Source organism: Paraburkholderia sp. C35 (assembly GCF_003121405.1).
In the GTDB taxonomy this organism is placed as follows: Bacteria; Pseudomonadota; Gammaproteobacteria; order Burkholderiales; family Burkholderiaceae; genus Paraburkholderia.
Genome location: NZ_QBUY01000104.1, coordinates 21291 through 32640 on the forward strand (window position 1 = coordinate 21291; position 11350 = coordinate 32640).

The window sequence follows — 11350 nt, forward strand, 5'->3', positions numbered from 1 at the left end:
TGTCGCCCGTCGACTCAGTGTGCGTTCAACCGGGCTCGCGCATACACGAGCGTCAACAGGCTGACGATGGCGGCCAGCATCAGATACAGGCCGGGCGCGAGATTGTTGCCGGTCACCGCGATCAATGCGGCGACTGCGAGCGGCGTGAAGCCGCCGAACACCGTCGTGCCGATGTTGTAGCCAAACGCCATGCCCGTGGTGCGCGTGCGGGCCGGAAACAGCTCGGCCATCAGCGCGGGAATCGGCGCGAAGTAGGTGGCCTTCAGCAGCGCGACCCACGTGACGGCGGCGAGCAGTGTAGGCAGCGACGGATGCGCATTCATGAACATGAAGGCGGGATAGACCGTCACGAAGAACAGCGCACCTGCACCGAGCATGATGCGTGTGCGGCCCACCTTGTCCGACCAGTGCCCGACGAGCGGCGTGAGCACGGTGACGATCAGCCCGGCCACCAGCGTCGCGATGAAGCCCGACGAAGCGGGCAGGCCGAGTTGCCGTGCAGCGTAAGTCGGCATGTAGAGGATCATGTAGTTCGCGGTGGTCGTCAGCACCAGCGCGCCGATCGACACCAGCACGCGTGACTTCTGCGTCGCGAGCAGTTCACGCACGGGCGATTCGGCTTTTTCGATGCGCTCGAACTCGGGCGTTTCGTCGATACGTCGGCGGATATACAAGCCCACCGGCCCGATCAGCATGCCGAACAGAAACGGAATGCGCCAGCCCCAGCCTTCGAGTTGCGGCTGCGTGAGCATGCCCGTCAGCACCGCGCCAAAAGCTGAAGCGAGCAGTGTGCTGGCGCCCTGGCTGGAGAACTGCCAGCTCGACATGAAACCGCTGCGATGCGGCGCGTGCTCGATCAGAAATGCAGTCGAGCTGCCGAACTCGCCGCCCGCCGAAAAGCCTTGCAGCAGTCGCGACGCAAAAATGCCGATAGGCGCGAGCAGGCCGATCGTCGCGTAGGTGGGCATCAGGGCGACCATGCCCGTGCCGAGCGTCATCATCGCAATGGAAAGCGTCAGCGACGCCTTGCGGCCCTTGCGGTCGCTGTAGGAACCGAGCACCAGTGCGCCGACGGGCCGCGCGAGGTACGACAGCGCGAAAGTGCCGAGCGTGAGCAGCAGCGAGATGGTCGCGTTGTGCGCCGGAAAGAACAGCTTCGACAGCGTGGTGGCGAAGTAGCCGTAGGCGATCAGGTCATAGAACTCGAGCGCATTGCCGATCGAGGTGGCGACGATCAGACGCGACACGCTCGCGCCCGACATCGGCTGTGAACCCGCTTGCGTGCTCTCGGGCGCGTGGTGACTGCCGGGGGGATGCGCGGTGTCGGACTCCTTGTTCATTGCGACGTCCTCAGGCAAGGGTTGTCGAGACATGCGGTGCGGGATTGACGGCGTTGGTGTCCTGCGTGCCGAGATCCCAGAAGAGGCCGGCCATGATGCGCAACCCGTCGCGCACGACAGGGCCGAGCAGATGCGCGTTTGGTGCATGCTGCGAACAGCCGGGATAGGAGTGCGGCACCCAGAGTGTCGGCATGCCGAGCACGTCGGCGAACACGTCGTTGGGCAGCGTGCCGCCGAGGTTCGGCAGCAGCGCGGGTTCGTCGCCCGTGGTGTGGCGCAGCGAGCGCAGCGCCCATTGCACCCACGCGTTGTCGGGATCGACGCGGGTCGCGGGCGCGCCGCGCTCGACCTCCAGTTCGACCATGCCGAAACCGTGCGCATCCAGATGCTCGCGCACGATGCTTTCGAGCTTCTGCCAGTCGGTGCCGACCACGAAACGGATCTGCATGTACGCGATCGCGGAAGACGGAATCGCGTTGACGGGCTTGTCCGGATTGCCGGTGCGGAAGGCCAGCACTTCGAGGTTATTCCAGCCAAACACGCGCTCGGTCGGCGTGAGGCCAGGTTCGCCGTAATCGGTATCGACCGTGGGTTCGCCAGCATTGCCGCCTACGTGAATCTCCGACAGCGCGCGTCGCACGGCGTCGGGAATGGGCGGCGGGCGCAGCCCTTCGACGAGGATCTTGCCGTTCGCATCGACCATCGATGCAATCGCGTTTGCCAGCACCACGCCCGGATTGCGCAGCAGGCCGCCCCAGTTACCCGAGTGATGGGCGCCTTCGCGCAGATCTAGCGAGAGCGTGAAATTCACGACTCCGCGCGAGCCGAGAAAGAGCGTCGGCCGATGCGCGGACAGGCGTGGGCCATCGGACGCGATCAGCACGTCGGCGGCGAGTTCATCGCGTAACTGCGTGCACAGCGCATGCAGACCCGGCGAGCCGACTTCTTCGCCCGTTTCGAACAGAAGCTTCAGGTTGAAGCCGAGCTTGCCGCCGCGCGCGTCGAGCACGGCTTTCAGCGCGGCGAGGTTGATGCTGTGCTGGCCTTTGTTGTCGGCGGTGCCGCGTCCGTACCAGTGTTCGCCATCGACGGTCACGTCCCACGGCGAGAGCCCTTCGCGCCACTGCGCGTCGTAGCCGCGCACGACGTCGCCATGGCCGTAGCTGAGCACGGTGGGCAGCGCGTCGTCTTCATGGCGATGCGCGATCAGGAACGGGCCTGCGCCTTGTGCCGGGTTATCGACGACACGACAGGCGAAGCCCCATTGCGTGAGCAGCGGCGTGAGTTCCTCGTCGAGATAGCTGCGCAGGCGCGCGCCGCTGTCGGACTCCTGGCTTTCCGTGCGATACGCGACGCGGCGCCGCAGATCATCGAGAAATCGGCCTGAATCGTACTGGCTGGCCGCGTTTTGAATGGCGATGTCGCGAGTCAACGGAATCTCCTTCGCTCGGCTGGGGGGTAGTAGTCGAGCCGATCGTGTCGTCGCCGATATTTCTGCACAATTACAATATTTGCCACGAATCGTTGCCGAAACGGCAAAGCGCATCAGGCGGATCATGGACAACACGGCACTGCGTTACTTTCTGGAAGTGGCTCGCAGCGGGTCGCTGAGCAAGGCCTCGGAGCGGCTGTTCGTGGCCGTGTCGGCGTTGAGCCGGCAGATCGGCAAGCTCGAAGAGGAACTGGGCACGCCGCTATTCGAGCGGCGCCCGCGCGGGATGGTGCTGAGCGATGCGGGCAGGCTGCTGGCCGAGCACGCGCGGCGCAGCCTGCTCGAAACCGAGCGCGTAGTGGGCGAAATCCGGGGCTTGAGCGAGGCGGGCCGCACGACGATACGCGTGGCGAGTTCAGAAGGCGTCGCGCCGCATTTTTTGCCGCAGGTGTTTGCGCATTTTCTGAAGACGTATCCGTCGACGCATTTTCAGCTCGACGTCTCGGCGCCTTCGGTCGCGACGCAGCGGGTGAGGGAAGGAACGGCCGATATCGCCGTGTGTTTCAGCATCGCGCCGGAGAAGGAGATCAACGTGCATTACTCGCAGCGCGCGCCGATCTATGCGCTGATGCGGCGCGATCATCCATTGGCCGCGAGCGAGTCGTTATCGTTGCAGGATCTTGCGGCCTGGCCCGTCGCGATGGACAACCAGGGCGTGACGATCCGGCAACTGTTCGATATCGCGTGCAGCCTCGAAGGGCTGATCTTCGAGCCGCTGTTCGTCAGCAATTACCACGCAGCGCTGCAGAGCTTCGTGCGCTTTACCGATGCGTTCACGCTGACGGGTTACCTGACCGTGCGCAGCCGGCTCGACGTGGACGGGCTGGCGGCCGTGCCGATCACGAACCCGGCCTTGCATCAGCGCACGCTGCAGGTTCAGACGATGGCAGGGCGCACGCTGCCGCAGGCGATGCAGACGTTTCTCGATCTGCTGATGCAGGCGATCGAGGCGCCGGAGAGGGTGGATTGAGTCTTTGCTTTAGCCCAGCAAATTCCACAACACCAGCGTCCCCACCAGCCCGACCACCGACACGATGGTCTGCAGGATCGACCAGACGAACACCGTCTGCTTGAGCTTCAGCCCGAAGTACTCACGCACCATCCAGAAGCCGGCGTCGTTGACGTGGCAGAAGAACACCGAGCCTGCGCCGATCGCGAGCGCCATCAGCGAGTTGTGCGTTGCCGACAGCCCCACGACCACAGGCGCGACGATGCCCGCCGTCGTCGTGGTCGCGACGGTGGCCGAGCCCGTCGCCTGACGCAGCGCCACGGCGATCAGCCAAGCGAGCAGCAGCAGCGGCATATGCGAGCCGACGGCGATCTTGCCGATGGTCGTGCTGATGCCCGCGACGACGAGCGTCTGCTTCAGGCCGCCGCCCGCGCCGATGGTCAGCAGCAGCGCCGCGATGGGCGGCAGGCTTTTGCGCAGGATGCCGCCCACGCGGTCGCGCGACATGCCGCGCGACCAGCCCAGCGCGACGATGGCAAAAATCACCGTCAGGCCGAGCGCGATGATCGGTTCGCCCAGAAAATCGAGCGTGTCGAACAGCAGCGTGTCCTTGGCAAGCGCGAGCTTTGCGACGGTGCGCCCGAGCATCAGCACGACAGGCATCAGGATCGTGACCAGCGATACCGCGAAACCAGGCAGTTCCGTTTGCGTCGATTCAGCGCGAAACAGCTTGCCCATTTCCTCGGGTTCGTCGATGTGCATGCGCTTGGACAGCGCGATGCCATACAGAGGCCCAGCCAGAATCACAGCAGGAATCGCGACGATCAGCCCAAGCCCGAGCGTGATGCCGAGATCGGCATGCAACGCGCTGACGGCGATCAGCGGACCCGGATGCGGCGGCAGCAGCGCGTGCAGCGTCGTCATGCCGGCGAGCGCGGGAATGGCGATGCGCAGAATGGGTTGCTGCGAGCGGCGCGCCATCACGAAGATGATGGGCACCATCATCACGAGGCCCACTTCGAAGAACAGCGGCAAACCGATGATGATCGCGACGAGCGCCATCATCCACGGCAGGCGGCGTGGTGTGGAGTGTTCGAGGATGGTCGACACGAGCCGGTCGGCCGCGCCCGATTCGGCCATCAGCGCACCGAGCATCGCGCCGAGCGCAATGATGATGCCGACGTCGCCGAGCAGTGCGCCCGCACCCTTGCTGAACGAACTCGCAACGGTTTCGAGCGGCAGTTGCGCGGTGAATCCTGCGGCGAAAGTACCGATCAGGATCGACAGGAACGGCGCGAGTTTGAGCGCGCTGATGAACACGATGATCAGCACGAGGCCGAGCGCGCACGAGAGGATCAGGCGAGTGTCGTGGGCGGACCACGGGGTGAGGGCTGCAGTGGGATGCACGGGCTGTCTCTTTCTGTTGGAGCGGTGGTGAGCCTGTTGGAAGAATCGTGGCGTGCGCGCCCGGCACAGGCGGCGGGCGGCGGGCGCAGAGGCCCCGATAGTAACAGCGCCCGCTTTCAGATGCCTGCTCGCTCGCAGATGCATTGCGGGTCGACAAGAAAACAGGGCGCACGCATTGCCCGAATTCCGTTAAAAAGCAATACGCACATTTATCAAATGTTTATTGATTGATTTAAACTCAATTTAAGCCGGTTCTTTGAAAATTGCAGAGTCTTACCATTATAAGAATGAGAAAGGAAAATTCGCAATGGCACGATTGCGAATTGAACGGTCGACTCATAAAATCCGCGAGCCTGCATTCCGGGAACAGCTAGAATTAGGCACTTGAGGCGCATTCGCGAGAGGGATGCGCCTCATTTCATGGGGTGATCTGCATCGCCAGAATGATGCGAGGCATGACATGGAAGATTGCGAAAGCATTTAAAGGGTGGTTAAAACACAACGATAAATTCGCAAAAGCGATTCAATCGGATATTCTCCGCGCCACGATAGCATTCGTTATCGGAATTGGAGAAAAGATGAAAAAGTTTGTACTCTCGGCCCTCTCGCTCGCACTGTTCGGCACGGCTGGCGCCGCACACGCTCAAAACTCGGTCACGCTGTACGGCCTGCTCGATACAGGCCTCACGTATTCCAGCAATTCGGGTGGTCATAGCAACGTCCAGCAAGCCAGCGGCATCCTCAACGGCAACCGTTGGGGCTTGCGCGGCGCGGAAGATCTCGGCGGCGGCCTGAAGGCGATCTTTACCCTTGAAAGCGGCTTCAATCTGTCGAACGGCAACATGGGCCAGAACAGCCGTCTGTTCGGCCGCCAGGCGTTCGTCGGTCTTGCCAGCAACCAGTACGGCTCGGTGACGCTCGGCCGCCAGTACGACAACCTCGTCGACAATCTCGGCCCGCTGTCGCTGAACGGCACGCAATACGGCGGCACGCTCGCTTCGCATCCGTACGACAACGACAACCTGAACAACTCGTTCCGCGTCAGCAACTCGGTCAAGTATCAGAGCGTCAACTACGCCGGCTTCCAGGCGGGCGCGATGTACGGCTTCTCGAACGAAGCAGACGGCTTTTCGGATAACCGCGCATACAGCCTCGGCGCATCGTATACGTTTGCCGGCCTGAAGGTCGCGGCAGCTTACCTGCAACTGAACGGCGCAGGCTCGAGCAACTCGAGCGGCGCAGTCAGCAGCGACGCGACCTTCACGGCTTCGCGTCAGCGCACGTACGGCGCGGGCGTCAGCTACGCATTCGGACCGGCTAACGTCGGTTTCGTTTTCACGCAGACGCAACTCGCGAATGCGACGGCAATCGGTGCGACGGCGGCGGGTAAGTCGAGCGCGTTCGCGCTGAACGGCTCGGGTGCGCACTTCACCAACTTCGAATTGAACGGCCGTTACGCTATCACGCCGGCATGGTCGCTGTCGGGTGCCTATACGTACACCGACGCGAGCCTCGAAGGCGCAGATCCGAAGTATCACCAGGTCACGCTGCAAACGGACTATTCACTGTCCAAGCGCACCGATGTCTATGCCGAAGCGGCTTACCAGCACGTCGGCAGCACGGGTAATTCGGGCATCACGGCGCATATCGTCGGCGTGAGCGCTTCGTCGACGGATTCGCAGGTGGTCGGCACGGTTGGCATTCGCCACCGCTTCTAAGCGTATATTCAAGCTGTTTCATCCGTTGCGGGATTCGCATCGCGTGGCCTGATCCGGCACGTGATGCGATTGCCGCCGACGTTTGATCGACGCGCGTCCCAGGCATAGCCGGGGCGCGCGTTTGTGCTTTTGCGTACAAGGACTACAACGTTCGACGCAAATTCGCACAGGAATTTGTCGGATGTCACAGATTTATTACGACATCCTTATCATTATGGTCACTCCAGTTGAAACCTCCCCAACAAGACTTTCGATGGAGACCGCATGACGCATACACCAGTCTGGCCCGATAAGCCCGATTCCCATCTGTTTCTGGAAGACCTGGAAAGTCCTGCTGCCAATGCGTGGGTTGAAGGGCAGAACGCGCGCACGCATGAAGCGTGGCGTCAGGGCGCGTTGCACGACGAGCTTGTCGCCAGACTGCAGCGGGCGTTTTTGCCACGCGAGCGGCCCGTCATTCCGTCGCGCCTGAAAGCATGGGCATACGACGTCTGGACCGACGCGGACAATCCAAGAGGGCTGTGGCGTCGCACGTCCTGGGCAAGCTGGCGCGAAGGCGCGCCCGACTGGCAAACCCTGATCGATTTCGACGAATTGGGCCGGAAGGAGGGCGTGCCGTGGGTAGTGGACGGTGTCTCCATTCTTTATCCCGAAGGGGATCGCGCACTGATCCAGCTGTCGCCCGATGGTGGCGATTCCGTTATCGCTCGCGAGTTCGATATCGGGCAGAGTCGTTTCGTCGAAGACGGATTCGTGATCGGGCAGGCGGGGAAACATAGGGTCGGCTGGATCGACCGCGATACTGTCTATGCTGGCTGGGACGGAGGTGACGACACCGTCACGCGGTCCGGTTATCCCCGCGAAGTGCGGCGCTGGGTTCGCGGCACGCCACTGTCCGAGGCGCCCGTCGTGTTTCAGGGTGAATTCGACGATGTGAGCGTGGCGGGCGCCTACGATCCCATCGACAAACGGCACACCATGTACCGTGGCATCGATTCGTTCGACTCGTACTCGTATCACGCATCGGATGATGGCGGCTGGACGCGCTATGAGGTGCCCGCGCATGTGGTCGTCGGTGCGTGGAACGGCTGGCTGCTGCTTCAGCCACGGCTCGACTGGGAAGCCGACGACGGTACGCTGCACGCGAGCGGCAGTCTGCTGGCGATTCGCGAAGATGCCTTTCTGGCAGGCAGCCGCGATCTGATTGCGCTTTTTGTGCCTACGGACATGACATCGGCGTGCGGATGGAGTGCAACGCGGCATTATCTGATCGTGTCGTGGCTCGACGACGTGCAAAGCCGCAATCTGATATGCCAGCCATGCTTCGAGGATGGCAACTGGTCGTGGCGTTCCCGTGCGTTTCCCGCGCGCGGCACGTCGCAGGTCAGTCTGACTCCCATCGAGCCGACGCTCAATGACGAAGTCTATGTCTATGCCGACGACTGCCTGCAACCGCCTGAATACCTGCTGGCCGATCTTGCATCGGAGGATCTGTCGCAATGCGTGTTGCTCGCGCGCTGGCCAGCGCAGTTCGATGCTGATGCGCTGACCGTCCGGCGCGACCACGCGTACTCGCGCGACGGCACGCGCGTGGCCTACACGGTAATCGGCCCGCGGACGGCGCTCGAAGGCGAAACACGCAAGGCGAGTCCCTGTCTGATGACGGGTTATGGCGGTTTCGCCGTGCCGCTCGTGCCCGGTTACGATCCGGGGCTCGGCGTCGGCTGGCTGGAGCGCGGTGGCGTGGCGGTCACCGCGCATATCCGCGGGGGAGGTGAGTTCGGTGCGGCCTGGCATACCGCCGCGCAGCGCGAGCATCGGCAACGGTCGTTCGACGATTTCATCGCCGTAGCGCAGAAGCTGATCGCCGATGGCATCACGACGCCCGCGCAACTCGGTATCCAGGGCGGCAGCAATGGCGGGCTGCTCGTGGCCGCGTGCATGGTGCAGCGCCCTGATCTGTTCGGCGCGGTGGTGTGTCAGGTGCCGTTGCTCGATATGGAGCGCTATCACCTGTTGCATGCGGGCGCGTCGTGGATAGATGAGTACGGCGATCCCGACGATCCCGCTCAGGCACCGGCGCTCGCGGCCTATTCGCCGTATCACCGCGTCACCGCCGATGCGAAGTATCCGCCCGTGCTGTTCGTGACATCGACCAGCGACGACCGTGTTCATCCGGCGCATGCGCGAAAGATGGTTGCGCGAATGCAGGCTCAAGGACATCGGGACGTGTGGTTGCTGGAAAACACGGATGGCGGTCATGGCAGTGCAGACGGGCTGGATGCAGCGCAATCGGAAGCGGTTGCGTACAGCTTTTTGTGGGCCAATCTGCTGCGGTGCTGCGATTCGATTCGCCGTTCGCACGGTTCTGAGTGTTCACACGCTAGGGCGAGCGATAAGGGCAGGGCGCGCGAGGCGAGTGTGCGCCCTTCACTCGACTCCCGTCCGATGAAGCGTGGCTGACCGTGCGGACCTGCGATGCGCCAGGGCGCACAGCTATAATCGCGCTCGACTGTCGCAAAGGAAGCCCAGCCCGTGAAAAAAATCTACGCCGTTGCGCTCGCCGCGCTCGTGCTCGGTGGTTGCTCGTCCGCCGAGAAGGAAGCACGCCAGGCCCAGCAGTACGCCAACAACGAAACCAGCCTCGCCGCTGCGCAGCGCAACGCGGCCGTCAATTGCGACGCCGCGCAGTGCGACGCTGCGTGGGCTGCGACGAAGCGCTATGTCGAGCAGCATTCGGATACCAACGTCACGCGCGCGGACGCCGTGGCCATCGAAACGGATGTGCCGTTCAGCTCGGGCAAGGTGTCGTTCTCGGCGACGCGTGTCGCGCGGCCCGGAGGCGCGACGCTTACGCTGTTCGCACAATGTCGCGGGATGTACGGACAGGACAACGAGAAAGGCTCGGACTACGACGAGTGCGTCAGCAAGATTCTGAAGACACAGGACGGGTATGTGGCGTTTGTCAGGAAACAGGTGGCGGGACAGTAAGGCTTGTGGTGGTTCCGCGCGTGCTGACGGTTCGCAGATTTTCGCGCGGAGGCGTTAGCGCGTGGAACGGGTTTGGCTCGCGCATCGTTATCGTGATCGGCCCAGTTGCGTTCATGGCCAGCGCTCCTCAAGCAAAGCTGGCCACCAGCCTGAACCCGCAAACACGACATTTCTATTTAGCGGAAACCCGACATTTCTATTTGGGACCTACAAACAATAAGTTGATAATTAAGATTATGTCAAATCACATTCAGGCAGCAGCAAACCAGCCACCGCTCCCTACAACCTCAATCTCAAACCACCAACGACATCAACCTTGCGCCTGATCCGCAGCCGGTGCATTGCCTTGATCGTCTGCCTTCACGGCGCCTGCATCCACAGATTCCACAGCCGCCGGTTCAGCCGAAGCCTCCACAGCCGTCTCAGCCGTCGCACCAGCCGCCGCAGCTTCACCACCAGCCTTCGTTGCCGGCTTGTTGTTCCGGCCACCCGAACGGCGGCGCGCAAACGCCGATTCCGACGCCGTGACCTTGCCCGTTTCCGCGCCATCCAGATCGACGCGCGATGCGCCTTCCGTCAGGCTCGCCCAATAGCGGCTACCACGGCACCACGTGCTCACGGCGTCGCGGACTTCCTGTTCGGTCAGCTTCAGTTCGGCAGCCTGCTTCAGCAGATCGTCGAGAATGCCGATCTTCAGCGCCACCTTCGGCGCAGGGTTCTTCGGAAACGCCAACGGAAAACGCTTCTGCAGCTTGCCGATGGTGTGCACGACGGGATCGACCGGATTCTGCGGCTTGTTTTGTGGCTTGTTCTGCGGCCTCGCCGCCGGACGGGCGGACGACGGCTTGCCAGCCGGCTTCGCGCCCGGCTGGCCTGCGGGACGTGCGTCCCTGCCCTTTGCGTCCTTCGCCTTTGCATCCTTGCCACCCGTGTGGGCGACGTGCTTGTCCGCAGCCTGTTCCTTGCGCTGCGCTTTTGCCTGCTTGGCGAGTTCATCTCTCAGCTTCGCCAGTTGTTCAAAGCCCATGTGTTCACCTTCATTGCAATGACGCAGGATTGTAGCAGTCGCTGAGCATCCTCACGGCGTGCTGCTGCTGGTTGTCTCCGCCAATCATGCGCCTGCTGGATGGCCGCTTGATGGCCGTGTCGTGTCCGGGCGCCATATCGGTGCGCCTTACGACGCCTTTCGACAGCCGTCGGCAGCAGCAAGCGCCGCGCCCGATGAAACCGGCGCGAACACCACAATACTGCGCGCAAAAGAAAAAACGCCGCAAACGCGGCGCTTTTTCCTGCTGCGAGATGTCTGGCAGGGTCAGAAGCGATGCACCATGCCGACGCCTACACCGACCATGCTGCGCGACGAAGAAGGCGTCGTATTGAAGCCGTCGCCGATCGTCGCCGTCGCGTTGATGATGCTCTTGCCGTTGCTGCCGAGCGTCTGGCCGTTCGCGCG

The 11350-nt window shown here is 62.8% G+C and carries 8 protein-coding genes and 2 pseudogenes; 5 read left to right on the top strand and 5 right to left on the bottom strand.

Annotated elements, in window-relative coordinates:
• Nucleotides 1-14 precede the first annotated feature (14 nt).
• The gene (locus DK391_RS36150) at nt 15-1340 is read right to left on the bottom strand and encodes an MFS transporter (protein WP_109482798.1); all 1326 of its coding nucleotides are present in this window, start codon (nt 1338-1340) and stop codon (nt 15-17) included.
• Between the two features lie 10 nt (nt 1341-1350).
• Nucleotides 1351-2772 (bottom strand): M20 family metallopeptidase, encoded by a 1422-nt coding sequence (locus DK391_RS36155; protein WP_109482799.1) that lies wholly within the window; start codon nt 2770-2772, stop codon nt 1351-1353.
• A gap of 124 nt (nt 2773-2896) precedes the next feature.
• Between DK391_RS36155 and DK391_RS36160 the strand changes: the two genes are divergently transcribed.
• Nucleotides 2897-3802, top strand: coding sequence for a LysR family transcriptional regulator (locus DK391_RS36160; protein ID WP_109482800.1), 906 nt, complete (start codon nt 2897-2899; stop codon nt 3800-3802).
• A 9-nt stretch (nt 3803-3811) separates the two neighbouring features.
• Here the strand turns inward: DK391_RS36160 and DK391_RS36165 are convergent, their stop codons facing one another.
• Nucleotides 3812-5188: a gluconate:H+ symporter gene (locus DK391_RS36165; RefSeq protein WP_109482801.1), complete on the bottom strand. Its 1377-nt coding sequence runs from the start codon at nt 5186-5188 to the stop codon at nt 3812-3814.
• A 27-nt stretch (nt 5189-5215) separates the two neighbouring features.
• Between DK391_RS36165 and DK391_RS44625 the strand changes: the two genes are divergently transcribed.
• The 4 genes and pseudogenes from DK391_RS44625 (at nt 5216) to DK391_RS36180 (ending at nt 9897) form a co-directional block, all read left to right on the top strand.
• Complete coding sequence (locus DK391_RS44625) at nt 5216-5419, top strand: hypothetical protein (protein WP_162601010.1); 204 nt, start codon at nt 5216-5218, stop codon at nt 5417-5419.
• A gap of 347 nt (nt 5420-5766) precedes the next feature.
• Nucleotides 5767-6906: a porin gene (locus tag DK391_RS36170; RefSeq protein ID WP_109482807.1), complete on the top strand. Its 1140-nt coding sequence runs from the start codon at nt 5767-5769 to the stop codon at nt 6904-6906.
• 264 nt (nt 6907-7170) lie between these two features.
• Nucleotides 7171-9243, top strand: a pseudogene (locus tag DK391_RS36175) (prolyl oligopeptidase family serine peptidase); the annotation flags it as partial.
• Nucleotides 9244-9441: 198 nt separating this feature from the next.
• Nucleotides 9442-9897 (top strand): hypothetical protein, encoded by a 456-nt coding sequence (locus DK391_RS36180; RefSeq protein WP_109482803.1) that lies wholly within the window; start codon nt 9442-9444, stop codon nt 9895-9897.
• A gap of 310 nt (nt 9898-10207) precedes the next feature.
• On the opposite strand, the gene DK391_RS36185 is transcribed toward DK391_RS36180, so the two are convergent.
• Both DK391_RS36185 and DK391_RS45485 read right to left on the bottom strand, forming a co-directional pair.
• A complete protein-coding gene (locus DK391_RS36185) occupies nt 10208-10924 on the bottom strand; it encodes a ProQ/FinO family protein (protein ID WP_109482804.1) in 717 nt (238 codons plus the stop codon).
• 285 nt (nt 10925-11209) lie between these two features.
• A pseudogene (locus tag DK391_RS45485) lies at nt 11210-11350 on the bottom strand (porin); the annotation flags it as partial.